Origin of the sequence: Streptomyces sp. ISL-1, from assembly GCF_018614585.1 — a bacterium.
Lineage (GTDB): Bacteria > Actinomycetota > Actinomycetes > Streptomycetales > Streptomycetaceae > Streptomyces > Streptomyces maoxianensis.
Map to the genome: position 1 here is coordinate 49,619 of NZ_JAGGOI010000022.1, position 26,611 is coordinate 76,229.

Consider the following 26,611-nt stretch of genomic DNA (forward strand, 5'->3'; position numbering starts at 1 on the left):
CATGACACGACTGTGCCCGCGACGCCCGGCTTCCGGGTCCGCGGGCACAGTCGTATGCGCTGTCGGCCGCCGTTCACGTTCGACACCAGCCGGTGAGGCGCGGCGTCGTCGAGGACTTGGCGGACCATGATCTGGCCCTGGTACGAGCTATGCCGTTCTAACCGGGAGTAGGCAGCTCGAACCACACCACCTTGCCGGTCGACAGGCGGGTCGCTCCCCACCGTCTGGCCAGCCGGTTCACCAGGAACAGCCCTCGTCCGCCCTCGTCGGTGTCCCGGGCCCGGCGCTGCCTCGGCAGCTGCGGAGAGTCGTCGCCGACTTCGCAGCGCAGTACGTCCGTACGCAGCAGCCGCAGGGTCACCGGCCGCTCGGCGTACCGCACGGCATTGGTCACCACCTCGCTGACCAGCAGCTCCACCGAGTCGCTCAGCTCCTCCAGGCCCCAGCGGGCGAGCGCCCGGCGGGCCAGTCTGCGGGCCCGGCCGGGGGCCGCGTCCTCCGGGTCCAGGAACCAGTACGCGACATCACTCGGCGCGATTCCGTCGAAACGGGCCGCGAGCAGCGCGATGTCGTCGTCCCGGTCGCCCGGTCCGAGCATGTCCAGCACGTCGTCGCAGAGCGCCTCCAGCGGCGGCGAGTGGTCGGGACCGGTCAGCTGGGCGGTGGCGGCCAGGCGCTCCCGCAGCTGCTCGATGCCGGTCCATACGTCCCGCAGCCGGGACTCGACCAGGCCGTCGGTGTACAGCAGCAGGGTGGCGCCGGCGGGGGCGTCCAGCTCGACGGCCTCGAAGTCCACGCCGCCGACCCCGATGGGCGCGCCCGGCGGTACGCGCAGCACTTCGGCCCGGCCGCCCAGGTGCAGCAGGATGGGCGGCGGGTGGCCCGCGTTGGCGATGGTGATCCGGTGCGCGACCGGGTCGTACACGGCGTACAGGCAGGTCGCCATCCGGTCGGTGCCGAGCCGCTGGGCCTGCTCGTCCAGATGGTGCAGGACCTCCTGCGGCGGCAGATCCAGCCCGGCGAGGGTCTGCGCGGTCGTCCGCAGCTGGCCCATGATCGCGGCGGACGTCATGGAGTGGCCCATGACGTCGCCGACGACGAGCGCCACGCGGCTGCCGGGCAGCGGGATCGCGTCGTACCAGTCGCCGCCGACCCGTGCGGTCTCGGCGGCAGGGAGGTACCGGCTGGCGAGCCGGACGCCGGTCGGCTGGGGCAGCGAGTCCGGCAGCATGGTGCGCTGCAGCTCGTCGGCGATGTACGCCTCGCGGCCGTACAGCACGGCCTTGTCGATGCCGAGCGCGGTGTGCGTCGCCAACTGGGCTGCCACCAGCAGGTCGTTGGGCTCGAACGCGGGCCGGTCGGGCCGGCGCAGGAAGACGGCAGCGCCGATCACGCGCCGCCGGCCCCGGAGCGGGGCCAGTATCGCCCGATGGCCGCCCGGCACGGTCCGGCCGTCACCGAGCAGCTCGGGCAGCGCTGCCCGGGCCGCGGCGGAGTCGCCGAAGACCGGCCGCACGCCGCGCAGCACCTCGGAGAGCGCACCGCCGGAACGCACCTCGCACAGCTCGGCGGCCGGCGTGAGGTCGTTCGGCGGGTCGATGACCGGGATCGGGACGGTGGCACCGAGGTCGGCGTCCTCACCGGCTAAACGCAGCCGGTCGGTGCGGCGCAGCCGTAGCACGAACGGCGACACCGGCCGCTCGTCGCCCACCGGCAGCGGGTCACGCAGATAGACGAGGATCGCGTCCGAGAAGGTCGGCACGGTCGCCCGGCACAGCCCCAGCACGATCTCGTCCAGGTCTATGCCGCGCGCGATCCGACGCGTCGCGGCCCCCACGAACCGCAGCCGGTCCCCCTCCCGCCGCGCGGTGCCCGTCAGTTCCTGCGTGGGTCCGGGGGGCCCGGGCACGGCCGATGGCCCGGTCGCCTCCGCCCGCGGCCGGGTGCGTTCCTGCGGCCGGGCAGCCAGGGGCTGCCGGCCTTCGTGGGAGGTGGGCTGCTCCGTCACGCGTTGGATTCCGTCCGTCCGGGCCGGTTGTGCGATGCAATCGCCTTGTGAGGCGGTATACCCGCTGTGAGGGTGCCGCTGACAGGGTGGCAGGCATCCGGCACAGCTCCACCCCCTAGTGGTGACTCGAGATGACTTACGGTCAGGTCGTGTGCTGCGCTCAATGGTTGCTCAAACGGCGCAGCCTTGCGGACGACGATCCTACGTTTGCCCCCAGGGGGCACATCAAGAGTCTCACGAGGTCGTATGCGACGGAGCGGGTTCCCGGGCCGGAATCGGTCACTTCGCCGATCGCCCCCGCGGGACGCTCAGGAGGCCAGCTCCGCGGCCGTCCGTCCCCAGTCCGACGGCAGTTGAGGAACCAGCCACGCGGGGTCCGGCCGCCAGTGCTCCCAGCCGTCGCGGAACGGGGCTCCCCAGGCCCGGATCACCTCGACGGCCGCCTCTCCCGCCTCCCGTACCCCGCGCGCCTTCTCGGAGTTCATCAGGCCGACCCGCTGGGCCTGGTCGAACTCGTCCTCGTCCAGCCAGCTCCAGCTCCGGTCGGGCCGGACCGCGATGTCCAGGAAGTGATCCTCGGAGTCGACGCCGCCCGCCCAGCGGGTGTGCGGCTCCTCGAGGTTCACGTACCAGTTCTTGAACCGCCAGCCGCGCTCCCAGAACAGCCAGACCGACCACGGCTCGCCGGGCCGTGCCAGCTTCAGGACGCCCGTGCCGAACCAGCGGGAGACGGCGGTGGTGCGCGGGGCCGTGTAGCGGGTCGCCAGCGGCTCCTCATGGACAGGCGTGCCGTCCGCGAGCACCGGCCTCACGCACTCCGTGCCCGGCGCCATCCACACCGCGAGAAGCTCTTCGGTGTCCTGTACGACGGTCACGGGGCGGCAGATGTGGACAGCGCCGCCCGACAGGTCCGGGGCATGGCCGCGATAGCGCCAGAGGATGTGGTCCCCGCGCGTCCAGCGTGCGATGCGTTCTGTGCCTGTCATGAGCAGATCTTAGGAGTACGGCCGGGGAGCTGCTGCGACGCAGATCACGGCACGTCGCGTCACGGATGCGTCATACGCAGCACGTCTAGCGCCTCGTCGAGCTGTTCCAGGGTCAGCGCGCCACGCTCCACGTACCCGGACTCGAGGACGACCTCGCGGATCGTCTTGCGTTCGGCCAGTGACTTCTTGGCGACCTTCGCCGCTTCCTCGTAGCCGATGTACTTGTTCAGCGGCGTGACGACGGACGGTGAGGACTCGGCGTACTTCCTGGCCCGCTCCGCGTTCGCCGTGATGCCGTCGACGGTGCGGTCCGCCAGCAGCCGCGAGACGTTGGCGAGGAGCCTGACCGACTCCAGCAGGTTCCTGGCGATGACCGGGAGCATGACGTTCAGCTCGAAGTTCCCGGCGGCGCCCGCGGCCGCGACAGTGGCGTCGTTGCCGGTCACCTGCGCCGCGACCATCAGCACGGCCTCAGGGATCACCGGGTTGACCTTGCCCGGCATGATCGAGGAGCCGGGCTGGAGGTCGGGGAGGTTGATCTCGGCCAGACCGGTACGCGGGCCCGACGCCATCCAGCGCAGATCGTTGGAGATCTTGGTGAGCGAGACCGCGATGGTGCGGAGCTGACCGCTCGTCTCCACCACGCCGTCGCGCGCGCCCTGCGCCTCGAAGTGGTTGCGGGCCTCGGTCAGCGGCAGCCCGGTCGCGCGCGCCACCTCGGCGATGACCGCGGCCGAGAAGCCGGGCGGGGTGTTGATGCCGGTGCCCACCGCCGTTCCGCCCAGGGGGAGTTCGGCGAGCCGGGGCAGCGAGGCCGTCAGCCGCTCCACGCCGTACCGGATCTGCGTGGCATAGCCGCCGAACTCCTGGCCCAGCGTGACGGGAGTCGCGTCCATCAGATGTGTACGACCGGACTTGACCACGTCCGCGAACTCGGCGGACTTGCGTTCCAGCGAGGCCGCCAGATGCTCCAGCGCCGGGATCAGATCGCCAGTCACGGCCGCCGTCGCCGCGATGTGGATGGAGGAGGGGAAGACGTCGTTGGACGACTGGGAGGCGTTCACATGGTCGTTGGGGTGCACCTCGCGGCCGAGGCGCTCGGTGGCCAGCGTCGCGATGACCTCATTGGTGTTCATGTTCGACGAGGTGCCGGAGCCCGTCTGGAACACGTCCACCGGGAAGTGCTCGTCCCAGCGGCCCTCCGCCACCTCCGCGGCGGCGTCGGCGATGGCGCCGGCGATGTCCTTGTCGAGCACGCCCAGTTCGGCGTTGACCTGCGCAGCGGCCGCCTTGATCCGGGCCAGGGCCTCGATGTGGGAGCGCTCGAGACGCTGTCCCGAGACCGGGAAGTTCTCCACGGCCCGCTGCGTCTGGGCCCGCCACTTGGCGTGTGCGGGCACCCGCACCTCACCCATGGAGTCGTGCTCGATCCGGTACTCGCTCGTGTCGGTCATCGTCCTCGTACCTCCCAGAAAAGGTGAGCACTCGTCTTGTTCCATCTGTTCCCAAGTGCGCGCTGGCCGCCAGTAAATACCGGCGACAACCACAAACAGTGGTGGCGTCGGGTGGGAAGCCCGAGCCGTACGCGGGAGAGTGGGACGCGGTGCGGTTTCGGGGGCGCGCGGGCGCGGCGAACCAGCGCTTCGCCTGAACGAATCGGGGGCTCAGCCCCCGGACCCCCCGCCCCACGCCCGCCAGGGCGCAGGGGGAGGTCTGGGGCGCCCCCATGCGGCGGAGCCGCAAATGTCACAGCCGGGAAGGGGCGGGTGGGGGAACAGGCTCGCCGCAGGTGTTACGCCGGCCCAGGACCCCGCACCGGGATCGACGTGAACGTCGGCGCCGGTGCCGGCTCCGTGAAGAAGTCGTTGCCCTTGTCGTCAACGACGATGAACGCGGGGAAGTCCTCGACCTCGATCCTCCACACCGCCTCCATCCCGAGCTCCTCGTACTCGACGACCTCGACCTTCTTGATGCACTCCTGCGCGAGCCGCGCCGCCGGACCGCCGATCGAGCCCAGGTAGAAGCCGCCGTGCGAGCCGCACGCGTCGGTCACCTGCTTGCTCCGGTTGCCCTTGGCCAGCATGACCTTGGAGCCGCCCGCCGCCTGGAACTGCTCGACGTACGAGTCCATCCGGCCGGCCGTGGTCGGACCGAACGAGCCGGACGCGTAGCCCTGTGGCGTCTTGGCCGGGCCCGCGTAGTAGACCGGGTGGTCCTTCAGGTACTGCGGCATTTCCTCGCCCGCGTCGAGCCGCTCCTTGATCTTGGCGTGCGCGATGTCGCGGGCGACGACGAGTGGGCCGGTGAGGGACAGCCGGGTCTTCACCGGGTACTTGGTGAGCTCCGCGAGTACGTCGTCCATCGGCCGGTTCAGGTCGATCTTCACGACGTTGCCCGCCTCGTCGAGGTGCTCGTCGGTCGTCTCCGGCAGGAACCGTGCCGGGTCGGTCTCCAGCTGCTCCAGGAACACGCCCTCCGCGGTGATCTTCGCGGTCGCCTGGCGGTCGGCCGAGCAGGACACGGCGATCGCGACGGGCAGCGAGGCGCCGTGCCGCGGCAGCCGGACCACGCGGACGTCGTGGCAGAAGTACTTGCCGCCGAACTGCGCGCCGATGCCGATCTTCTGGGTGAGCTCGAAGACTTTCTCCTCCAGCTCCTTGTCACGGAAGCCGTGGCCGGTCGGGGAGCCCTCGGCGGGCAGCTCGTCGAGGTAGTGCGCAGAGGCGTACTTCGCGGTCTTCAGCGCGAACTCGGCGGACGTGCCGCCGACGACGATGGCGAGGTGGTACGGCGGGCACGCCGCCGTACCGAGCGAGCGGATCTTCTCCTCCAGGAACTTCATCATGGAGGTCTCGTTGAGGACCGCCTTGGTCTCCTGGTAGAGGAACGACTTGTTGGCCGAGCCGCCGCCCTTGGCCATGAACAGGAACTTGTACGCGCCGCCGTCGGTGGCGTACAGCTCGATCTGGGCGGGGAGGTTGGAGCCGGTGTTCTTCTCCTCCCACATGGTGAGCGGAGCCATCTGCGAGTAGCGCAGGTTGAGTTTGGTGTACGCGTCGTAGATGCCGTGCGAGAGGGCTTCCTCGTCGCCGCCCGCCGTCAGCACGTTCTGGCCGCGCTTGCCCATCACGATCGCGGTGCCGGTGTCCTGGCACATGGGCAGAACACCGGCGGCGGCGATGTTCGCGTTCTTGAGCAGGTCGAGCGCGACGAACTTGTCGTTGGAGGAGGCCTCGGGGTCGTCGACGATCCGGCGCAGCTGCGCGAGGTGGGCGGGCCGCAGGTAGTGCGAGATGTCATGCATGGCCTCGGCGGAGAGCTTGCGCAGGGCCTCCGGCTCGACCTTGAGGAACGTACGCCCGTCGGCTTCGAAGGTGGAGACTCCCTCGGCGGTCACCAGCCGGTACGGCGTTGTGTCCTCTCCCAGCGGGAGCAGCTCGGAGTACGCATACGCAGGGCTGGGCGGGCGGGAGACAGGGGACATTACGGCCATTCCTCACTCGGCAGACGGCGTGCCTCCATTGGCAACGCGCACCCCAGCGTAGAACGCCGTGCGGGAGCCGAGCTTGTGAGGTAGGGCTCACCCGAATCAGCCCTTGGGGGCTCCCCCGGGACGTAGTCCGCGGGAGATTGGGGACTCAAGCGGCGTGGGCCACTAGTCGCGATCTATCGCGTTTCGCTACGCTGGCTACGTGGACCTCGACAAGCACCCCCAGAAGCCGGTCGCCCACGCGGAACCCGGCGTTGCCATCCGTGCCTCCGATGCCGACCGCGACCGGATCGCGGACATCCTCAGGGACGCCCTGGCCGAGGGCCGGCTGGACGCCGAGGAGCACTCCGAGCGGATCGAGGCCGTCTACCGCGCCAAGACCGTCGGCGAGCTCGAACCGATCGTCCAGGACCTGCCGGCGACCCGCAGGCGCCCGGACGCCACCTCGTACGCGTACGGGCCCGAAGAGCCCGCCGGACCCGCCGACAACCTGATCGCCGTCTTCTCCAGCTCCACCCGCAAGGGCCGCTGGCGCGTCGGCCGCCGCACCAACGCCTTCTCGCTGTTCGGCAACATCGAGATCGACCTCACCGAGGCGCTCTTCGGGCAGCGGCTGACCGTGATCAACGCGACCTCCATCTTCGGCAATGTCGAGGTCCGGGTCCCGGAGAACATCTCGCTGCGCGGCAGCGGCACCGGCTTCTTCGGCAACTTCGAGGTCCTCACGCTGGAGGCCGAGGACCCCGAGGCCCCGGTCGTCGTCGTGAACGGCTACTCGCTTTTCGGCAATGTCGAGGCCAAGCCCAAGCGCGGCCGCCGCATCTCCGACCTCCATGACCGCCTGCGCGAACACTTCGGCTGACGGCTCTACTCCGGAGCGTTTTCCGGCCGCGAGCGCCGGTGCGCAATTCCGTACGTCGGAACTGAGTGCCACTCAGTGAATAGGAGTGCGCACAGCGGGTAGGGACTGCTGCATCGTCTCTCGCTCGCGAAGCCGTCGTCAGGAGTAGACCGTGCTGCAACTGCCTCATCAGTCCTTGCAGGTCGCCGCCGTTCCGCCCCAGCGAATTCCCGCTCGGGAAGATCAGGCCGGACCCTGGCACGCGGAGGCGGTGTGCCGCCGGGACGAAGCCGGACTGTTCTTCGCCCCGTCCAAGGAGCCAACGGCCGCGCGGCTTTCGCGCGAGGAGGCCGCCAAGCGGGTCTGCGCCCGCTGCCCGGTGATGGTCGAGTGCCGGGAGCATGCCCTGCTCCAGCCCGAGCCGTACGGCGTGTGGGGCGGTCTCACCGCGGCCGAGCGCCGCGTGGTGCTCGCCCGGCGCAGGCGGCGCGAGGTCGAGCTCAAGAAGTCGGCGTCGGCGGCCTGACGCTCGACGAGGCGTCGGCCGCGCAGATACACGTATCACACGGGAAGGGGCGCCCCACCGCACATGGGGGCGCCCCTTCCCGTGCCTACGGCCGGTTCCTACTTCGCGCGGTCGAAGTCGACGGCGCTGTAAGCGCGCAGCTTCGACAGGCGATGGACCGAGTCGATCTTGCGGATTGTGCCGGACTTGGAGCGCATCACCAGCGACGAGGTGGTGGCGGTCTCGGCGCGGTAGTGGACACCGCGCAGCAGCTCGCCGTCCGTGATGCCGGTGGCGACGAAGAATACGTTGTCGCCACTTACCAGGTCGTTCGTGTGGAGCACCCGGTCCAGGTCGTGCCCGGCGTCGAGCGCGCGCTGCCGCTCGGCGTCGTCCTTGGGCCAGAGCTTGCCCTGGATCGTGCCGCCGAGACACTTTATGGCGCAGGCGGAGATGATGCCCTCCGGCGTACCTCCGATGCCCATCAGCATGTCGACGCCGGTGCCTTCGCGCACGGCCATGACCGAGCCCGCGACATCGCCGTCCGTGATGAACTTGATGCGCGCGCCGGTCTCGCGGATCTCCTTGACGATGCCCTCGTGGCGGGGGCGGTCCAGGATGACCACGGTGACGTCCTCGGGCGAGGAGTTCTTGGCCTTGGCGACCCGGCGGATGTTGACCGAGACGGGGGCGTTGATGTCGACGAAGTCGGCCGCCTCGGGGCCGGTGACCAGTTTGTCCATGTAGAAGACCGCGGACGGGTCGAACATGGTGCCGCGGTCGGCGGCGGCGAGCACGGCGATGGCGTTCGGCATGCCCTTGGCGTTGAGCGTGGTGCCGTCGATCGGGTCCACGGCGATGTCGACCTCGGGGCCGGTGCCGTCCCCGATCCGCTCGCCGTTGAACAGCATCGGGGCTTCGTCCTTCTCGCCCTCGCCGATGACGACGATGCCGTTCATCGAGACGGTGGAGACGAGGGTCCGCATGGCCTTGACGGCCGCACCGTCCGCGCCGATCTTGTCGCCGCGGCCGACCCACCGGCCCGCGGCCATGGCGGCGGCCTCGGTGACCCGGACGAGCTCCAGGGCCAGGTTGCGGTCGGGGGCCTCGGGGGAGACCTCCAGCTGGGACGGCAAATTGTGCTCGGTCATCGGAGCGCACCTTTCTGTACGGCGACGGCCGGAAAAGAGGGTGATCCGACTCTATCCGCACGCCGACAAAATGAGCAGAGGGGGCCACGTTTGAGCACGCCACCTTAATGCGAATATGGGGGGCGTGGCAGGTATGCGAGGCAGACAGACGGTGCGCGACATGTTGCTGTCGATGGCGGTCATTGGGGCCGTCGTCGCAGTGATCTATGTGTTCATTCCGCACGACGACAAGGCCGACCCGATCAAGGCGGTCGACTACCGGGTGGAGTTGGTGACGGCACGGCGGGCGGCGCCGTACCCGGTGGCGGCGCCGGAGGGTCTCGCGAAGGGGTGGAAGCCGACGTCCGTCTCGTACAAGGGAACGGACGGTCACGCCTGGCACCTCGGCTTCCTGGATCCGGACGGCGAGTACGTCGCCGTCGAGCAGTCCACGGCCCCGTCCCGCAAGTACATCCCGCAGGTCAGCCAGCAGGCGGCGAAGACGGACCGCACGCAGCAGGTCGCGGGCGCTGCCTGGGAGCGCTGGGAGGGGCCGAAGTACGACGCCCTGGTGCACCAGGACAAGGGCGTGACGACGGTCGTCACGGGTACGGCGTCGGCGCAGCGGCTCGCGGAGATGGCGGCCGCACTGCGTACGTCATGACGCATGGCGAAGGCCGCCGCACCCGGAGGGGTGCGGCGGCCTTCGTGTGATGGCGTGACGGCTCAGACGGTCGTGATGACCTCGTCGTACGCCAGGCGCGGGGAACGCGGGAACGCGGCGTCCTCGCCCGGCTTGCCGATGTTGACAACCATCAGCGGCGTGTGGTCGTCGTCCAGGAACTCCTTCTGGACGCCCGCGAAGTCGAAGCCGGACATCGGGCCCGCGGCCAGACCGGCGGCGCGGATACCGACGATGAAGTACGCGGCCTGCAGCGCGGCGTTGAGGCCGGCGGCCTGCTCGCGGGCCGGCCGCTCGGCGAAGAACATGTCCTTGGCCTGCGGGAAGTGCGGGAACAGGGCGGGAAGCTCCTCGTGGAACTCGTTGTCGGCGGCAAGGATCGCGACCAGCGGCGCGGACGCGGTCTTCGCCTGGTTGCCCTCCGCCATGTGGCCGACCAGGCGCTCGCGGGCCTCGGCGGAGCGGACGAGGACGACGCGCAGGGGGCTCTGGTTGAAGGCGGTGGGTCCGTACTTGACGAGGTCGTAGATCGCCTGGACCTGCTCATCGGTCACCGGCTCGTCGGTGAACGTGTTGGCGGTGCGGGCCTCGCGGAAGAGGAGGTCCTGGGCGGTGGGGTCAAGGGCGAGGGTCATTGCTGACATACCTTCCGGGCATGGGTGAATCCTTACGACGCGTCTAACCGCACCCCTGTAGATTAAATTTCAACTACATGCCCGGAGTGACCCGCCTCACAGCGGAAGAGCCCTCTGACCTGCTCAGTCCTCGGCAGTCCCGGCAGTCCCGGTCTCCCGATCGCCCTCGGACAGCGCCGCGTCCAGCCGGGCGCGGGCGCCCTCCAGCCAGCGGCGGCAGACCTTCGCCAGCTCCTCACCGCGCTCCCACAGGGCCAGCGACTCCTCGAGCGTCGTGCCCCCCGCCTCCAGGCGGCGTACGACCTCGATCAGCTCGTCCCGCGCCTGTTCGTAGCCGAGCGCGGCCTCGTCCGTGTTGGCAGCCATGCGATCCACCCTATGTGTGAGGTCCGACAACGACGTTCAGCTCGCCCTCAGAGACCCGCGCGCGCAGTTCGTCGCCCGCCGCGACCTCCTCCGGCGAGCGGACGACCGCCCCGTCCGCCCGCTGCAGCACCGCGTACCCCCGCTCCAGGGTCGCCGCCGGCGACAGCGAGACCACCCGGGCCCGGGTGTGCGCCAGCTCCGAGTCCGCGCGGTCGAGGTGATGGCCGAGCACCCGCCGGCTTCGGGCCACCAGTGCGTCCACCTCCGCCTCCCGCTCGTCCACCATCCGGTGCGGATGCTCCATCGACGGGCGGGCCAGCGCATGGGCAAGGCCCCGCTCCTCGCGGTCGAGCAGCCCCTGGACACTGCGCAGCGCACGGTCGCGCAACTGCCGCACCCGGTCCAGCTCCTCTCCGACGTCCGGCACGACCTTCTTCGCCGCGTCCGTCGGCGTCGACGCCCGCAGATCGGCCACCAGGTCGAGCAGCGGCGAGTCCGGCTCGTGCCCGATCGCCGACACCACGGGTGTACGGCACTCGGACACCGCGCGGACCAGCTGCTCGTCCGAGAACGGCAGCAGATCCTCCACGCTGCCGCCGCCGCGCGCCACGATGATCACGTCCACATCCGTGAGCTCGTCCAACTCCTTGACCGCCTGGACGACCTGGGTCACCGCGTGAACCCCCTGCACGGCCACATTGCGCACCTCGAAGCGGACGGCCGGCCACCGCCGCCGGGCGTTCTCCAGTACGTCGCGCTCGGCCGCCGATGCCCGCCCGCACACCAGCCCGACCCGGTGCGGCAGGAACGGCAGCGACTTCTTGCGCTCGACGGCGAACAGTCCCTCAGCGCCCAGGGTCCGCTTCAGCTGCTCCAGGCGCGCCAGCAGCTCGCCGATCCCCACCGGCCTTATCTCCACGGCCCGCAGCGACAGCTGCCCCCGCGGTGCGTACCACTCCGGCTTGGCGTACACCACCACGCGCGCGCCCTCCGCCACGATGTCCGCGACCGCGTCGAAGACCTGCCGGAAGCAGGTGACGCTCACGGAGATGTCGTACGAGGGATCGCGCAGGGTCATGAAGACCACCCCGGCGCCCGGCCGCCGCGAGAGCTGGGTGATCTGCCCCTCCACCCAGACGGCGCCGAGCCGGTCGATCCACCCTCCGATGAGCCGTGACACCTCGCCGACCGGCAGCGGGGCTTCCGCGGACGTATTGAGAGCCATACCGGCGAGCGTATCGGCCGGGTGCGACAACGCGGCCCGCGCAGGCGGCGGCCGGGACGGTGCCTGCCCTCCGCCCGTCGTGAGTCGCCGTCCGTCCGCACCCCGGAGGGCGATCTCTCGCCCCGTCCGGGCGGCCTTACGATGGGGGGCATGACTGCTACGACTCCTGCCCGACGCGTCCTGCTCGCCGCTCCCCGTGGCTACTGCGCGGGCGTGGACCGTGCCGTTATCGCCGTGGAGAAGGCCCTGGAGCAGTACGGGTCGCCGATCTATGTGCGCCACGAGATCGTCCACAACAAGTACGTGGTGCAGACCCTGGAGAAGAAGGGCGCGATCTTCGTCGACGAGACGGCGGAGGTTCCCGAGGGGTCGATCGTCATGTTCTCCGCCCACGGCGTGGCGCCGGTCGTCCACGAGGAGGCGGCGCAGCGCAAGCTGGCGACGATCGACGCGACGTGCCCGCTGGTCACCAAGGTCCACAAGGAAGCCGTCCGGTTCGCGGACGAGGACTACGACATCCTGCTGATCGGCCACGACGGCCACGAGGAAGTCATCGGCACGTCCGGCGAGGCCCCCGACCACATCACGCTCGTGGACGGCCCCGAGGACGTCGCGAATGTGTCCGTACGGGACGAGTCGAAGGTCGTCTGGCTCTCGCAGACCACGCTGTCGGTCGACGAGACGATGGAGACGGTGGACAAGCTGAAGGAGAAGTTCCCGCAGCTGATCTCGCCGCCGAGCGACGACATCTGCTACGCCACGCAGAACCGCCAGATCGCGGTGAAGCAGATGGGCGCGGACGCGGACCTGGTCATCGTGGTCGGCTCCAAGAACTCCTCGAACTCGGTGCGGCTGGTCGAGGTGGCGCTGGGCGCGGGAGCGGGCGACGCCCATCTGGTGGACTCCGCCGACGAGATCGACGAGGCGTGGCTCGACGGCGTTTCGACGGTCGGCGTCACATCGGGCGCGTCCGTGCCCGAGGTGCTGGTCGAGGGCGTACTGGAGTGGCTTTCACAGCGCGGCTTCGAGGACGTCGAGATCGTGAAGGCGGCGGAGGAGTCGATCACCTTCTCGCTGCCCAAGGAGCTCCGGCGCGACCTGCGCGCGGAGGCCGCGGACCTGTCGGGGAAGTAACTGTCAGGGGCTGCCCGTAACGTTGTGTCCATGAACGTGTTCGGAGTGGACATCGGCGGATCCGGCATCAAGGGCGCACCTGTGGACCTTGAGCCCGGCCAACTGACGCATGAGCGCTACAAAGTCCTGACCCCGCACCCTGCGACGCCCGAAGCGGTGGCGGACGGGGTGGCCGAGGTGGTCGGCAATTTCGACTGGTCGGGCCCGGTCGGCATCACCTTTCCCGGCGTCGTCACGGGCGGCGTTACGCGCACGGCGGCGAATGTGGACAAGCGCTGGGTGGGCATGGACGCAGCGAAACTGCTGGGTGACCGCCTCGGGGGCCTGCCGGTGACGGTCCTGAACGACGCGGACGCGGCGGGTGTCGCGGAGATGACGTTCGGCGCGGGCCGCGGCCGTGAGGGCACGGTGATACTGCTGACGTTCGGCACGGGCATCGGCAGCGCGGTCTTCAGCGACGGCCGCCTGGTGCCGAACACCGAGCTCGGCCACCTCGAGCTGCATGGCCACGAGGCGGAGAAGCGTGCGTCGACGAAGGTCAAGGATGACCATGACATGAGCTGGGAGCAGTGGGCGCACCGGGTGCAGAAGTATCTGGCGCACGTGGAGATGCTGTTCTCGCCGGAGCTCTTCATCATCGGCGGCGGGGTGAGCCGCAAGGCGGACAGGTTCGTGCCGCTGATCGAGGGGATCAGGGCGGAGATCATCCCGGCGGAGCTCCGGAACAACGCGGGAATTGTGGGCGCCGCGATGGCGGCGGCGGGGAAGTAGGAGGGCGGCGGCGGGCGTGGGGCGCTGAGCGCGCGGTACGTGTGTGGGGGGGGGCAGCTACGTACGGGGGACGGCGTCGCGGGACTGGAGAAGCACGCCCTCAGCCGCGGCGCGCCGGGGGGCCTGGGCGGGCGCGGCGTTGGCGGCGCGTCATCATGCGGATCTTTCGGACGCAGGTGATGAGCCCCGCGATCAGCGTGCCGCCGTACAGCCAGCCGGCGTGCACCGCGAGTGCGGTGATCACCGCCATCGTCTGGCCGCCGAAGCCACCCGTGCCGCCGGAGATCGGCACGATCCCGACCGCGAACGCGATCGGGACGCTGATCGGCGCGGTGACCAGATCCGCCCCCCGCACCCACAGCGCCGTCAGTGCGCTCACAGGCAGGAACAGCAGCCCGTACACCACCGGGGAGCCGTCGAACAGCAGCCAGTCCAGGCAGCCGAGCGCGAACATGGTCGCGGCTCCGAACAGTCCGCCGCCGAGGCCGGTCAGCCGGGGGTTGGGGAGTCTGCGCAGCGCGAGCACCACCGGCGGCACGGCGCGGGCGGGCCGGGCCGCGACCCGGTACACCGGGGTGCCTTCCGCCAGCGTGCCTTCGACGAGCGCGCTCTGCGGGGAAAGGGGGACCTGGGGGGAGAGAGGGGGCTGCGGCCGCTGCCGGCGCTGAGATTGACTTGTCCTGGGCTGCTCCACCCGAACAAAGTAGGTCGCGGGTGGGGAGGAATCCGGCATGGGACACGCCCTTTGGCTGACCTTGGCGTTGAGTTCGACTCACGGCTGCCGTCGATGCCCGGCTCGGCCCGCCCGTAAACTGGGGGATCGGCCCACCTCCGGGCCGTACGGCCATCAGCCAGACCTCACTCCAGGAAGTCGCCAACGTGTCGCTCACGATCGGAATCGTCGGCCTGCCGAATGTCGGCAAGTCGACCCTGTTCAACGCCCTGACCAAGAACGACGTGCTGGCGGCCAACTACCCGTTCGCCACCATCGAGCCGAACGTCGGCGTGGTCGGCGTCCCCGACACCCGCCTCGCCACGCTCGCCGAGATCTTCGGCTCGCAGCGGATCCTCCCGGCGACGGTCGACTTCGTCGACATCGCGGGCATCGTGCGCGGCGCGAGCGAGGGCGAGGGCCTGGGCAACAAGTTCCTGGCGAACATCCGTGAGTCCGACGCGATCTGCCAGGTCATTCGCGCCTTCAAGGACGAGAACGTCGTCCATGTCGACGGCAAGGTCTCGCCGAAGGACGACATCGAGACGATCAACACCGAGCTGATCCTCGCCGACCTGCAGTCCATCGAGAAGGCGGTCCCGCGCCTGACGAAGGAGTCCCGCCTCCAGAAGGCCAAGGTCGCGGTCCTGGCGGCGGTCGAGGAGGCGCAGAAGATCCTCGAGGCCGGCACGACGCTCTTCGCCGCGGGCATCACCGCCGGTACGGAGAAGGGCCGTCTCCTGCACGAGCTGCACCTGCTCACCACCAAGCCCTTCCTCTACGTCTTCAACGTGGACGAGGACGAACTGGTCGACGAGGACTTCAAGAACGAGCAGCGCGCCCTGGTCGCCCCGGCCGAGGCGATCTTCCTGAACGCGAAGATCGAGTCCGAGCTGATCGAGCTCGACGACGACGAGGCGCTGGAGCTCCTGCAGTCGATGGGCCAGGAGGAGCCGGGCCTGGCGACGCTGGGCCGCGTCGGCTTCGACACGCTCGGCCTGCAGACCTACCTGACGGCGGGCCCGAAGGAAACCCGCGCCTGGACCATCAAGAAGGGCGCGACGGCCCCCGAGGCGGCCGGTGTGATCCACACCGACTTCCAGAAGGGCTTCATCAAGGCCGAGGTCATCTCCTTCGCCGAGCTGGTGGAGACGGGCTCGGTCGCGGAGGCCCGCGCGAAGGGCAAGGCGCGCATGGAGGGCAAGGACTACGTTATGCAGGACGGCGACGTGGTCGAGTTCAGGTTCAACGTCTGATCCGTCCCCTGGAAGGCCCGCTGCCCCCTGGAAAGCACCGAGAGGTCAGCGGGCCTTTGCTGTGCGCGGCTCGGCCGCGTCCGCCAGTTCCGCGAGTACCTGCGCGTGGCAGAGTTCCGGGACGCACCAGCAGCCGAGCCGGCGGCCGCGCAGGGACGGGAGCTGGGCGAGGAGGTCGGGGCGGGCCAGTAGGTACGCGCGGTACTTTTCGATGACCTCTTCGCGGGTGCCGTCGCGGCCCGGGCGAAATGGGCTGGCCAGGGGAGAGGCGTCGAGGTGCCAGCCGCCGCGGTGCATGGCGCGGCCCACGTAGACGACGTCCGCGTACTCGGGATCGTCGCGATGGCCCTTGAGGTTGACGACTGTCGTCCTGTCCATGTACTGGATCCTCCGGCCTCAGGCCGCGCCCGGCAACGTGAAGACCGCGCAGGTCGTCGTGGCGTGCGCGTACAGCTTGCCGTCGATCGCGCCGACCACGCGCGCCTCGGCGGTCGCGGTCGTACGGCCCGCGTGTATGACGGTGCCTTCGCTGCGCAGCGACTGAGTGTCGGCGTATACGGGGCGGACCAGGTTCACCCCCAGCTGGATCGTGGCGTATGCGTGGCCCGGCGGGAGGGTCGTCATCACCGCGCTGCCGAGCGCGGAGTCGAGCAGCGTGGCCAGGAAGCCGCCGTGGACGGTGCCCATCGGGTTGAGCAGGTGTTCCCCGGGCTCGCCCTCGAAGACCGCCCGGCCCTTGTCGGCCTCCACGAGCCGGAAGCCGAGCGTGCCGCAGATCGGCGCCTGCGGGAAATGGCCTTCCAGGCCGAGACGGAGCAGTTCCAGACCGGATCGGCTGCCGGCGTCGGCGTAGCTCGTCGGCAACTCCCAGGTGTGGGTGCGCGAGCGGGTCGATGTGGTGTCGCCTGCGGCGGGCGGGCTCGTGGGCAGCGTCATTGAGTCGTCTCCATGGGTGGTTCCTGCTGATGTGTGGTTGCGAGGGGCACTCTCGCCCCCGGGGGCCGGCGGGCCGCACGTCGCTGCCGGGGTCTTCGCGGGCGACGAAACTGGACCCCGGGTTTTCTGGACCCCGGGTTTTCGCGGGCCGCGTCTCGCCCGCCGTGTTTCGTGGGCTGCACCTCGCTTCCGGCCCGGCGGACTGCGTCGCTCCCCGGACCCGGCGGGCTGCGCCTCGCACCCGGCCCGGCGGGCTGCGCCTCGCTCCCCTTCTTCGCGGGCCGTGCTCGTTCCCCGTTCCGCGGGCCGCAACTCGCGGCCCGCGGGACCCGTCCCCGAGCGGTCAGGGAAGCTTGGCCGCCAGGAGATCCACGGGGCGGATGTCCGGCGCCGAGCTCAACATCGTCTCCGCCGCCTCCATCAGCGCCGCGGCGATCCGGCCCTGCAGATGAGCGGACCGCCCCTCCTCGTCCTCGAACGTGTCGAAGACGCCGAAGGTGGTGGCGCTCTCGCGGAACGCGAACCAGGTGACCGTGTGCTCCTCCTCGCGGGCCAGCTGCAGTGCGTCGCGCAGCATGGCCTCCACCCTGTCGGCGTACTCGGGCTTGGCCTCGATGCGGGCCAGCAGACCGATGTTCATGGTCAGTCACTCCGTAGGTCGGCGTTCGTGTTCCCCCGTCCCCGTCGTTGGGGACATCAGCAAACCTAGAGTGGTGATCAGCACCTTCCCAGTGTCGGAAACGACGCGTCGAATATGGTTTCCGACATGGACGTGGCGGTGCTGGTCTACGACGGAGTGTTCGACTCCGGACTCTCGGCGATCCTCGACGTGCTGGACGCGGCGAACGCCATGCGCGGTGAGATTCCGCAGGCGCCGCCCGCCTGGCAGGTCACCACCGTCGGTTTCCGCCGCCGCGTCCGCACCGGCGCGGGACACGTCGTTACCACCCAGCCGGCCACCGAGGCCCGGCGAGCCGACCTGCTGCTGGTGCCGGCGCTCGCCGAGCGGCGGCCCGACGCGTTGCTCGGCCATGTCTCCGGTCCCGCGTCGGCGTCGGTACGGACGCTGGTGGCCGACACCCGTGAGCAGGGCATACCCGTGGCCTCGGCCTGTACGGGAACCTTCCTGCTCGCCGAGTCGGGTGTGCTCGACGGACGGAAGGCGACGACGAGCTGGTGGCTGGCGCCCGTCTTCCGTCAGCGCTACCCGGCCGTCACCATCGACGAGACCAGGATGGTCACCACATCGGACGGTGTGACGACGGCCGGAGCGGCCTTCGGACACGTCGATCTGGCGCTCGCCATCGTCCGTATGAGCAGTCCGGCCGTGGCCGACCTCGTCGCCCGCTACCTGGTCGTCGACGAGCGCCCTTCGCAGTCCTCGTACACCATTCCGAGCGCGCTGGCGCAGAGCGATCCGGTCGTGGCCGCCTTCGAACGCTGGGCCCGGCTGCATCTGGATGAGCCGATCAGCGTCGTCGAAGCCGCGCGCTCGCTGGGCGTCAGCGAACGCACCCTTCAGCGGACCGTACGCCGCGTGCTCGGCACGTCCCCGGTGCGATTCGTCCAGGACCTGCGGGTCGAGCAGGCCTCTCACCTGCTGCGGACCACCGACCTCTCGCTGGACTCCATCGCCCGCAAGGTCGGCTACGAGCACGCGAACACTCTGCGGGTCCTGCTGCGCGAGCGCACCGGCAATACGACGGGCGCACTGCGAGGCCGCTGACAACCCGAGCCGGCCCCGGTCGCGCTTTCCCAGACCGTTTGGATCCGCAGCCGACGAACGTTTGGATCCGCAACCGACCCCGCATGTTCCGGAACCGGCCCAGCCGCCTGTTCGTCCGGGGCGGGTATGGGAATGGGCATTGAACGTGCGCGTGGGTGGGCCGTATGTCTGGCTGTGGTGGCCGGGTTCTGCACCGGGCTCTTCGTCTGGCAGTCGGGCGCCGGGCCCGGGCTGCGCGGCGGTTTCGAAGGGGAGCGGGACTGGAGCCTGCTCTTTGTCGAGGGGCCGCTGATGGTGTTCGGGATCCCCGCCCTGGCGCTCGCGGCCTGGGCGCTGGTGGGCGGGGCGCTGCGGGCGCCGGACTGGGTGGCCGCGGTCGTGGTTGTGCTCCTGCTGGCCGGGGTGGGGTGGGGGAGCATGGAGTGGCTGGAGGTACGGACCGAGCCGTTCACCAAGCGGTACGGGTGGTGAAGGCCCCGGGAGGCGGAGGGTTGGGGACGGCTGCCGCGCAGGGCGCCGGGCGAGATGTGGTGAGAGGAGAGCCCTCTCCGGGAGGCTTGCCCGAGAGGCTCAGGCCGGTATTGATCAGGCCCGTATTGATCAGGCCCGGCCTGGTGGCGCGGGACGCGCGTGGTGAAGCCTGACGGCGAATGCAGAGGAGTGGGACATGTCGTACCCGGACCCGAAGTACGTCGAGGGCAGGGGCGAGATCACCGCGGAGTTCCGGCCGGCGGACACGCCCGCCGATCTGCGGTCGGGGACCGGGAGCCGTACGCACTATCTGGCCACCGATGCGTCCACGCGCGGGGAGTTCGGGCTCTACCGGATGGACATGGCCCCGAAGGCCGGCGGCCCAAGGACGCACTTCCACAAGTCGATCTCGGAGTCCTTCTTCATCATCGAGGGAACGGTGCGGCTCTACAACGGCGAGAGCTGGATCGACGGGACGGCGGGCGACTTCCTGTATGTGCCGCAGGGCGGGCTGCACGCCTTCCGCAATGACTCGGACGACCCGGCGTCGATGCTGCTGCTCTTCACGCCGGGAGCGCCGCGCGAGGAGTACTTCGAGAAAGTCGCGGAGGTCGCCACCGAGTGGTCGCCCGAGGAACAGGCGGAGTTCTTCATCAAGCACGACACCTACTGGACCGAGTGAGGCTACGGCCCGGGCGCCACACCTGTCTTCAGGCCCGCCCCGCAGAGCGGGACCACGGCCGCGCGGTCGGTCCAGCCGCCCGCCGCCGCCCAGCACGCGACGCCTGTGGACTCGACGAACAGTCCACGGGCCGCCAGATCCATCTGAGCGGCCCGGATCTGATCTTCCGTCACCGTAAGGAAGGTGCCGCCGGATTCGCGTACGGCCCGCAGGATCTGCCGTGCGCGCGCAGGACGCGGGATCGCGATCCCTTCGGCGAGCGTCGGCCGCGGCGGCGCGTTGTCGTCGAGCAAATCCTCGGCGCCGGCGTGGAAAGCCGCCGCGAGCGGCGAGACAGTTTCGGCCTGGACCGCGATCAGCGCGGGACGCTCCGCGATCAGGCCGTGGGCGTGGAGCTCGCCGATGCCGATGGCGGCGCCGAGGAGCAGGGTTCCGTTGCCGACGGGGACGACGATCGCCTCGGGGAGCGTGCCGCCCAGGTCCTCCCACAGTTCGTAGACGTACGTTTTCGTGCCGTGCAGGAAGTACGGGTTGTAGACATGGCTCGCATAGAAGGTGCCGGGGACGGCGGCGGCAGCGCGGGCCGCCTCAGCGGTGGCCTCGCGGTCGCCGGGGACGAGTTCCAGGTGCGCGCCGTGCGCCCGGATCTGTTCCACCTTCTTGGCGGAGGTCGCCTCGGGGACGTACACCGTGCAGTCGAGACCCGCGCGTGCGCAGTACGCGGCGATCGCCGTGCCCGCGTTGCCACTGCTGTCGGCGATCACCCGCCGCGGCGCGAGCCGCCGGGCCAGCTCCGCGAGCAGCACCGCGCCGCGGTCCTTGAAGGAGAGCGTCGGCATCAGGAAGTCGAGCTTGACGGAGACAGTTTCGGTGAGCGGTACGAGCGGGGTGCGGCCCTCGCCGAGCGAGACGGCGGGTGCGCGGAGCGGAAGCGCCTCTTCGTAACGCCACATTGAATTGACCCTGCCGGACAGGGACTTGAGGTCGACGGGAGCGGCGGCGAACTCCAGATCCCAGGGGCCGCGGCAGTCAGGACAGCACCAGGATGCCGACTCGACGGGGGTGCGGGTGGCGCAGTCCAGGCAGTAGTACGAGCTCATGGGTCGTCAGCATGGCAGTTGCGTGGCGCATGTGTTACACCACTCTCCGGACTCTTGTGTGATTCCTGTGGATCCGCCAATCTTTCGCTCGGCAGGCAGGACGAGGGCACGACGGATTCAACTGTCGGACATTGTCATGGGCCTGCCGGTTTCCCCCACAGCAGCGCACCACCTATGAGGAGGACCCCTCACATGTCAGTGATGCGTAATTCGCGTCGAAGACTTGCCGCGGCCAGCGCGATAGCCGCCACCGCGCTCTCGCTCGGCGCGGTTTCCGCCCTCACGGCCAACGCGGCCGAGACGGCTCCTGAAGGCGTTATCCAGAACGCCGGAGCACCCGGAGTCATCAAGGGCAGCTACATCGTCACCCTCGACGAGTCGGCGCCCGAAGCGGACTCCAAGGCAGGCAAGGCGCTCGCGGCCGAGTACGGTGCGAAGATCAAGACGACGTACGAAGCCGCGCTGAACGGCTACGCCGTGGAGCTCTCCGAGAAGCAGGCGAAGAAGTTCGCCGCGGACCCGGACGTCGCTTCCGTCGTGCAGAACCGTGTCTTCAAGGCGACGGCCACCCAGCCGAACCCGCCGTCCTGGGGCCTGGACCGGATCGACCAGAGGACCCTCCCGCTGAACCAGAGTTACACCTACCCGGACACCGCCGGCGAGGGTGTGACCGCGTACATCATCGACACCGGTGTACGGATCACCCACACCAACTTCGGCGGCCGGGCGTCGTACGGCTATGACGCCATCGACAACGACAACACCGCGCAGGACGGCAACGGCCACGGCACGCATGTGGCCGGCACCGTCGCCGGATCGTCCTACGGCGTGGCCAAGAAGGCCAAGATCGTCGGCGTTCGCGTGCTCAACAACCAGGGCTCGGGCACGACCGCGCAGGTCGTCGCCGGCATCGACTGGGTGACGCAGAACGCCGTCAAGCCGGCCGTCGCCAACATGAGCCTGGGCGGCGGCATCGACACCGCCCTCGACACGGCGGTGCGCAACTCCATCGCCTCCGGCATCACCTACGCGGTCGCGGCGGGCAACGACGGCGCCAACGCCTCCAACTACTCGCCCGCGCGCGTCGCGGAGGCCATCACCGTGGGCTCCACGACCAGCACCGACGCCCGCTCCAGCTTCTCCAACTTCGGCAGCGCGCTGGACATCTTCGCCCCGGGCTCGTCGATCACCTCGTCCTGGAACACCAGCGACTCGGCGACGAACACGATCTCCGGCACGTCGATGGCGACCCCGCACGTCGCGGGCGCCGCGGCCCTCTACCTCGCGGCCAACAAGACCGCGACTCCGGCCCAGGTCGCCACGGCCCTGACCACCGCCGCCACGAGCGGCGCGGTCGGCAACCCGGGCACCGGCTCGCCGAACCGCCTGCTGTTCGTCGGCAGCGGTGACACCCCGCCGCCCGGTCCGAGGTTCGAGAACACCGCGGACTTCACGATCAGCGACTTCGCCACCGCCGAGTCTCCGATCACCGTCAGCGGAGTCACCGGGAACGCTCCGGCCGCCCTGCAGGTGCCCGTCGCCATCCAGCACACGTACATCGGTGACCTCCAGGTCCAGTTGATCGCTCCGGACGGCACCGCGTACACGCTGAAGGCGTACGGCGCCGGCGGCAGCTTGGACAACATCAACACCACGTACACGGTCAACGCCTCGTCCGAGGTCGCGAACGGCACGTGGAAGCTGCGGGTCAGCGACAACGCGGCGCAGGACGTCGGCAAGATCGACTCCTGGGCGCTTCAGTTCTGAGCTGTGCTGCGGTACTGAGTTCTGAGTGAGAGGGAGGGGGCGGTCGCTACGGCGGCCGCCCCCTTCGGCGTATGATCCGCGCGCCTGTTCGTGTGATCAGGATCCGTCCCCGACGAGGAGTGCCGTAGCTGTGGACCCATCCACCCAGGGCTGGCAGCCATATCCGCAGTACGCCCCCAGGCCGTCCGTGAACGGCCTGTCCATCGCCTCCCTCGTCGTCGGGATCGTCTGCTGCGTGCCGCCGCTCGGCCTCGTTCTCGGGCTGATATCCCTCTCGCAGATCAAGAAGAGGGGTGAGCGCGGGAAGGGCATGGCGATCGCGGGCGTCGTTCTCTCCTCGATCAGTACGGCGCTGGTGCTCGTCGCGCTTGCCGGCGGCGGGTTCGGCGAGGCCTGGGACGGGTTCCGCAAGGGCATGGACGAGGCGTCCCGTTCGCGCAGCGCGCTGGATCTGCGCAAGGGCGACTGCTTCAACCTCCCCGGCAGCGGCGTCCAGGATCAGGAGACCACGGACGTCGGCGTGGTGGACTGCGAGGGCGAGCACGAGGCGGAGGTCACCGGCGGATTCAAGGTCAGCGGCTACGACTCCTATCCGGGCGAGGGCCGCCTCGACGACCTCGCCGACAGGCGGTGCCAGGAGATCAACGACGCGTACGCACTGGACCCGTGGGCGCTGCCGAAGGGGACCGAGATGTACTACTACCTGCCGACGAAGCGGAGCTGGCGGCTCGGTGACGATGCCGTGACCTGTGCCTTCGCCACGGATGGCGCAAAGATCCGCGGCTCGGTACGGCGCGACGCGACCACGCTCGGCCCGCACCAACTCGCCTATCTCAAGGCGGAGTCGGCCGTCCATGAGGCAGACCCGGCCGGGGGATTTACCGACGACCCCGAGGGGTACCGGGCCTGGGCCCACGAGACCTCCCTCGCACTCGCCGTACAGGCGAAGAACCTGCGCGAGCACCCCTGGCCGGCGGCCGCGGCGGAAGGGGCGAAGGCGCGGGCGAAGGAGTACGACCGGGCACGCGCCTACTGGGACAAGGCCGCCCTCGCGCAGGACGAGGACGCCTTCTGGGACCACGGCTACGAGGGTGAGGACGCGCTCGCGCAGAGCACCGAGATCGCGGTCCGCCGCGCGCTCGGCCTGGAAACCGCCCCGCCCGCCGACGAGTCCACGCCGTAGGAGTCCGCCGCCGAGGCCTCGTTCACGGATGTACGAGGCGTGGGCGCGCGGCACCCGCGGATCTTTGGCTCGGATCGATGGCCGTACCTGCGGTAAGTGCCTGCGTAAACGCAAGTCATCACTTCGAGTGAAACTTTGGCCCACGCTTGCGGCCAACAACCCACGGTTGCCAGTCTGTTGCTGTCTGTCAACCTGTTGGGGAGTGGCCCGTGACATTCGGTGAGCAGCCCGCCTATCTGCGCGTTGCGAGCGATCTCCGGCAGCAGATCGTCAATGGCTCGCTGCCGCCGCACACCCGACTTCCCTCGCAGGCCCGCATCCGCGAGGAGTACGGAGTCTCGGACACCGTCGCCCTGGAAGCCCGCAAGGTACTGATGGCAGAGGGCTTGGTCGAGGGCCGCTCCGGCTCTGGTACGTACGTCCGCGAGCGGCCGGTCCCGCGCCGCATCTCCCGCTCCGGTTACCGGCCGCCGGCCGGCGCCAACCCCTTTCGTCAGGAGCAGGCCGAGGACGGGGCCCGGGGCACCTGGGAGTCGAGCAGCGAGCAGGAGGGCGCGAGCCCGGAGATCGCGGCCCGGCTCGGCATCCAGCTCGGCGACCGGGTGATGCGTACGCGCTATGTGTACCGCGACGCCGGCGAGCCGATGATGCTCTCCACCTCCTGGGAGCCGATCGAAGTCACCGGGCGCACCCCCGTGATGCTGCCGGAGGAGGGCCCGCTGGGCGGCTGCGGCGTCGTCGAGCGGATGGCGGCCATCGACGTCGTCGTGGACAACGTCGCGGAGGAGGTCGGCGCCCGGCCAGGACTTGCGGAGGAGCTCTTGGCACTCGGCGGCGTACCGGGCCATGTGGTGATGGTCGTCGAGCGGACCTACTACGCGTCGGGGCGCCCGGTCGAGACGGCGGACGTCGTCGTCCCGGCGGACCGCTTCCGGATCGCATACCACCTGCCGGTGAAGTGACCGGTACGCGAACAGCGCGTCCGGCCCCCGTGATCACGAGTTAACGCCCGCTCGCGTCCCGTAACGCCCGGGCAATCGCCCGCTGCGACGCGCTGTCATGTCCGGCTCCTACCTTCCCGTCCGTACGCGCCCCGCCCCGCGCACGGACCGACGAACGGGAAGTCACCGATGACGGACACCGCCACTTCTGTCGCCACGACGCCGGCCAACACCCCGGACATCGAGCGGCAGTCGCCGCCACCCAAGCGAAGTTACGCCAAGCTCGCCGCCGACGAGAGCCGCGAGGACTACTCGCTGCGCTATGCGCCGCAGTCCTTCCGGCGCTGGTCGCCCTCGATGGTCGCCGGCACCGCGCTCGGCGGCATCGCCTATCTCGCGGACTTCGCCATCGGCGCCTCGATCGTCTTCACCTACGGCTTCACCAGCGGGCTCGCCTCGATCCTCACCGCCGCGGTGATCATCTTCCTCACCGGGATACCGATCGCCCGGGCCTGCGCAAAATACGGCCTGGACATGGACCTGGTCACTCGCGGCGCCGGCTTCGGCTACTTCGGCTCCACGCTCACCTCCCTCATCTACGCGTCGTTCACCTTCATCTTCTTCGCGCTCGAAGGCTCGATCATGGCGCAGGCCATGCACCAGGCCGTCGGACTGCCCGTCGAGATCGGCTACTTGCTCACCACGCTGGTCGTCATCCCGATCGTCTTCAAGGGCATGGGCGCGCTGGCGAAGGTGCAGGCATGGACGCAGCCGGTCTGGATCATCGGCATGGTGCTGCCCTTCGTGGTGCTGGCCTTCGAAGCCCCGGACGCCTGGGGGGCGTTCGGCTCCTTCGGCGGTACAGAGGGGGCTGGCGCGGGCTTCTCTTGGATCGGCTTCGGGCTGGGCACCGGCATTGCGCTCTCCCTCATCGCGCAGATCGGCGAACAGGCCGACTATCTGCGCTTCATGCCTGCCAAGACGGAGGAGAACAGGCGCCGCTGGAACCTTGCTGTGCTCGCCGCGGGACCGGGCTGGGTCATCATCGGCGCGGCCAAGCAGCTCGGGGGCGCGTTCCTCGCCTTCGTCGCGCTGGAGGCCGTCGGCAAGACGCACGCCCTGGAGCCGATCGCCCCGCAGATCGAGGCGCTCAAGCCGTGGCTCGGCTCGGTCGCCCTGCCCGCCGCCGCGCTGTTCGTGATCGTCTCGCAGGTCAAGATCAATGTGACCAACGCCTACAGCGGCTCGCTGTCCTGGTCGAACTTCTTCTCCCGGATCACCCACAGGCACCCGGGACGGGTCTGGTACATCTTCCTCAACCTCGCCATCGCGCTGACGCTGATGGAGATGAACATGTTCGCGGCCCTGGGCAAGCTGCTGGGCTTCTACTCGAACGTGGGCATCGCCTGGATCGCGGCGGTCGCCGCCGACCTGGTCATCAACAAGCGGATCGGGCTCAGCCCGAAGTACATCGAGTTCAAACGGGCGTATCTGTACGCCGTGAACCCGGCCGGCTTCGGTGCGATGGTGATCGCGTCGACGGTCTCGATCCTCGCCTTCTTCGGTCTCTTCGGCCGGTACGCGGAAGCCTTCTCGACCTTCATCGCGGCCGGACTGGCCCTGGTGCTCTGCCCGTTGATCGCCTGGGCGACGAAGGGCAAGTACTACCTGGCCAGGCCGAACCCGGTATGGGGATACTCCCGGGCCGACGGCTTTGAAGGAGGCCCGGACGCCGGGATCGAGGACATCGCCGCCACCCATGAGTGCGCGGTGTGCGAGACGGCGTACGAGCTTCCCGACATCGCGGACTGTCCGGTCCAGTCGGGCCCGATCTGCTCGCTGTGCTGCTCGCTCGACTCCGAGTGCGGAGACGTCTGCCGCAAGGACCCGGCGGCGGGCCCGGTGCTGATGCCGGTGCCGACGATGCCGAAGGCCGTGGCGGTGGCGGTGCCGAAGGCCGGGCCGGTGGTCGAGGCGAAGGCCGGGCCGGTGGTGGTGCTGGAAGCCGCACCGAAGGTCGAACCGGAGGCGCCGTCGCCCGGCGCCTAGGGGCCGGAACCAGCC

Annotated in this window: 26 protein-coding genes; 13 read left to right on the plus strand and 13 right to left on the minus strand. The window is 69.8% G+C overall.

What is annotated here, in order from left to right:
• Positions 1–157: 157 nt before the first annotated feature.
• From J7E87_RS16275 to J7E87_RS16290, 4 genes are all read right to left on the minus strand, one after another.
• Positions 158–2,008 (minus strand): SpoIIE family protein phosphatase, encoded by a 1,851-nt coding sequence (locus tag J7E87_RS16275; protein WP_215094494.1) that lies wholly within the window; start codon positions 2,006–2,008, stop codon positions 158–160.
• 308 nt (positions 2,009–2,316) lie between these two features.
• Complete coding sequence (locus tag J7E87_RS16280; protein WP_215094496.1) at positions 2,317–2,994, minus strand: DUF402 domain-containing protein; 678 nt, start codon at positions 2,992–2,994, stop codon at positions 2,317–2,319.
• Between the two features lie 59 nt (positions 2,995–3,053).
• Complete coding sequence (locus J7E87_RS16285; RefSeq protein ID WP_215094498.1) at positions 3,054–4,448, minus strand: aspartate ammonia-lyase; 1,395 nt, start codon at positions 4,446–4,448, stop codon at positions 3,054–3,056.
• 338 nt (positions 4,449–4,786) lie between these two features.
• Positions 4,787–6,478, minus strand: coding sequence for a fumarate hydratase (locus J7E87_RS16290; protein WP_215094500.1), 1,692 nt, complete (start codon positions 6,476–6,478; stop codon positions 4,787–4,789).
• A gap of 208 nt (positions 6,479–6,686) precedes the next feature.
• Here J7E87_RS16290 and J7E87_RS16295 point away from each other — a divergent pair, with 208 nt between their 5' ends.
• Both J7E87_RS16295 and J7E87_RS16300 read left to right on the plus strand, forming a co-directional pair.
• Positions 6,687–7,346 carry a DUF1707 domain-containing protein gene (locus tag J7E87_RS16295; RefSeq protein WP_215094502.1) on the plus strand — a complete coding sequence of 220 codons (660 nt, stop codon included), beginning with the start codon at positions 6,687–6,689 and terminating at the stop codon, positions 7,344–7,346.
• 151 nt (positions 7,347–7,497) lie between these two features.
• The gene (locus J7E87_RS16300) at positions 7,498–7,851 is read left to right on the plus strand and encodes a WhiB family transcriptional regulator (protein WP_215094504.1); all 354 of its coding nucleotides are present in this window, start codon (positions 7,498–7,500) and stop codon (positions 7,849–7,851) included.
• A 98-nt stretch (positions 7,852–7,949) separates the two neighbouring features.
• On the opposite strand, the gene glpX is transcribed toward J7E87_RS16300, so the two are convergent.
• Entirely contained in the window at positions 7,950–8,981 is a 1,032-nt protein-coding gene (gene glpX / locus J7E87_RS16305; RefSeq protein ID WP_215094506.1) for a class II fructose-bisphosphatase, read from the minus strand.
• A 115-nt stretch (positions 8,982–9,096) separates the two neighbouring features.
• On the opposite strand from glpX, the gene J7E87_RS16310 reads away from it, so the two are divergent.
• The gene (locus J7E87_RS16310; RefSeq protein WP_285427342.1) at positions 9,097–9,624 is read left to right on the plus strand and encodes a DUF4245 domain-containing protein; all 528 of its coding nucleotides are present in this window, start codon (positions 9,097–9,099) and stop codon (positions 9,622–9,624) included.
• Between the two features lie 62 nt (positions 9,625–9,686).
• On the opposite strand, the gene J7E87_RS16315 is transcribed toward J7E87_RS16310, so the two are convergent.
• The 3 genes from J7E87_RS16315 to xseA all read right to left on the minus strand — a co-directional run bounded on the left by J7E87_RS16315 (position 9,687) and on the right by xseA (position 11,868).
• Complete coding sequence (locus tag J7E87_RS16315; RefSeq protein WP_215094508.1) at positions 9,687–10,277, minus strand: malonic semialdehyde reductase; 591 nt, start codon at positions 10,275–10,277, stop codon at positions 9,687–9,689.
• Positions 10,278–10,400: 123 nt separating this feature from the next.
• Positions 10,401–10,643, minus strand: a complete 243-nt coding sequence (locus J7E87_RS16320) for an exodeoxyribonuclease VII small subunit (protein ID WP_215094510.1) — start codon at positions 10,641–10,643, stop codon at positions 10,401–10,403.
• A 10-nt stretch (positions 10,644–10,653) separates the two neighbouring features.
• A complete protein-coding gene (gene xseA / locus J7E87_RS16325; protein WP_215094512.1) occupies positions 10,654–11,868 on the minus strand; it encodes an exodeoxyribonuclease VII large subunit in 1,215 nt (404 codons plus the stop codon).
• 141 nt (positions 11,869–12,009) lie between these two features.
• Here xseA and J7E87_RS16330 point away from each other — a divergent pair, with 141 nt between their 5' ends.
• Both J7E87_RS16330 and ppgK read left to right on the plus strand, forming a co-directional pair.
• Entirely contained in the window at positions 12,010–13,002 is a 993-nt protein-coding gene (locus J7E87_RS16330; RefSeq protein WP_215094514.1) for a 4-hydroxy-3-methylbut-2-enyl diphosphate reductase, read from the plus strand.
• Between the two features lie 30 nt (positions 13,003–13,032).
• The gene (gene ppgK, locus J7E87_RS16335) at positions 13,033–13,773 is read left to right on the plus strand and encodes a polyphosphate--glucose phosphotransferase (protein ID WP_215094516.1); all 741 of its coding nucleotides are present in this window, start codon (positions 13,033–13,035) and stop codon (positions 13,771–13,773) included.
• A 100-nt stretch (positions 13,774–13,873) separates the two neighbouring features.
• On the opposite strand, the gene J7E87_RS16340 is transcribed toward ppgK, so the two are convergent.
• Positions 13,874–14,467: a DUF6542 domain-containing protein gene (locus J7E87_RS16340; RefSeq protein WP_215094518.1), complete on the minus strand. Its 594-nt coding sequence runs from the start codon at positions 14,465–14,467 to the stop codon at positions 13,874–13,876.
• Positions 14,468–14,652: 185 nt separating this feature from the next.
• On the opposite strand from J7E87_RS16340, the gene ychF reads away from it, so the two are divergent.
• Positions 14,653–15,741 carry a redox-regulated ATPase YchF gene (gene ychF, locus J7E87_RS16345; protein ID WP_215094527.1) on the plus strand — a complete coding sequence of 363 codons (1,089 nt, stop codon included), beginning with the start codon at positions 14,653–14,655 and terminating at the stop codon, positions 15,739–15,741.
• A 45-nt stretch (positions 15,742–15,786) separates the two neighbouring features.
• On the opposite strand, the gene J7E87_RS16350 is transcribed toward ychF, so the two are convergent.
• From J7E87_RS16350 to J7E87_RS16360, 3 genes are all read right to left on the minus strand, one after another.
• Entirely contained in the window at positions 15,787–16,119 is a 333-nt protein-coding gene (locus J7E87_RS16350) for a DUF4326 domain-containing protein (protein WP_215094528.1), read from the minus strand.
• 18 nt (positions 16,120–16,137) lie between these two features.
• Positions 16,138–16,677 carry a PaaI family thioesterase gene (locus J7E87_RS16355; RefSeq protein ID WP_215094530.1) on the minus strand — a complete coding sequence of 180 codons (540 nt, stop codon included), beginning with the start codon at positions 16,675–16,677 and terminating at the stop codon, positions 16,138–16,140.
• Between the two features lie 343 nt (positions 16,678–17,020).
• A complete protein-coding gene (locus tag J7E87_RS16360; RefSeq protein WP_215094532.1) occupies positions 17,021–17,317 on the minus strand; it encodes a putative quinol monooxygenase in 297 nt (98 codons plus the stop codon).
• Between the two features lie 126 nt (positions 17,318–17,443).
• On the opposite strand from J7E87_RS16360, the gene J7E87_RS16365 reads away from it, so the two are divergent.
• The 3 genes from J7E87_RS16365 (at position 17,444) to J7E87_RS16375 (ending at position 19,556) form a co-directional block, all read left to right on the plus strand.
• Entirely contained in the window at positions 17,444–18,403 is a 960-nt protein-coding gene (locus J7E87_RS16365) for a GlxA family transcriptional regulator (protein WP_215094534.1), read from the plus strand.
• A 132-nt stretch (positions 18,404–18,535) separates the two neighbouring features.
• The gene (locus J7E87_RS16370; protein WP_215094536.1) at positions 18,536–18,874 is read left to right on the plus strand and encodes a hypothetical protein; all 339 of its coding nucleotides are present in this window, start codon (positions 18,536–18,538) and stop codon (positions 18,872–18,874) included.
• 196 nt (positions 18,875–19,070) lie between these two features.
• Complete coding sequence (locus tag J7E87_RS16375; protein WP_215094538.1) at positions 19,071–19,556, plus strand: cupin domain-containing protein; 486 nt, start codon at positions 19,071–19,073, stop codon at positions 19,554–19,556.
• 2 nt (positions 19,557–19,558) lie between these two features.
• Here J7E87_RS16375 and J7E87_RS16380 read toward each other — a convergent pair whose 3' ends face one another.
• On the minus strand, positions 19,559–20,656 hold the full coding sequence (locus J7E87_RS16380; RefSeq protein ID WP_215094540.1) for a pyridoxal-phosphate dependent enzyme: 1,098 nt from the start codon (positions 20,654–20,656) through the stop codon (positions 19,559–19,561).
• A 192-nt stretch (positions 20,657–20,848) separates the two neighbouring features.
• On the opposite strand from J7E87_RS16380, the gene J7E87_RS16385 reads away from it, so the two are divergent.
• The 4 genes from J7E87_RS16385 (at position 20,849) to J7E87_RS16400 (ending at position 26,596) form a co-directional block, all read left to right on the plus strand.
• A complete protein-coding gene (locus J7E87_RS16385; RefSeq protein WP_215094541.1) occupies positions 20,849–22,423 on the plus strand; it encodes a S8 family peptidase in 1,575 nt (524 codons plus the stop codon).
• Between the two features lie 130 nt (positions 22,424–22,553).
• A complete protein-coding gene (locus J7E87_RS16390; protein ID WP_215094543.1) occupies positions 22,554–23,606 on the plus strand; it encodes a DUF4190 domain-containing protein in 1,053 nt (350 codons plus the stop codon).
• 209 nt (positions 23,607–23,815) lie between these two features.
• A complete protein-coding gene (locus J7E87_RS16395) occupies positions 23,816–24,568 on the plus strand; it encodes a GntR family transcriptional regulator (RefSeq protein WP_215094545.1) in 753 nt (250 codons plus the stop codon).
• 168 nt (positions 24,569–24,736) lie between these two features.
• The gene (locus tag J7E87_RS16400) at positions 24,737–26,596 is read left to right on the plus strand and encodes a cytosine permease (RefSeq protein ID WP_251017541.1); all 1,860 of its coding nucleotides are present in this window, start codon (positions 24,737–24,739) and stop codon (positions 26,594–26,596) included.
• The last annotated feature ends 15 nt before the right edge of the window (positions 26,597–26,611 follow it).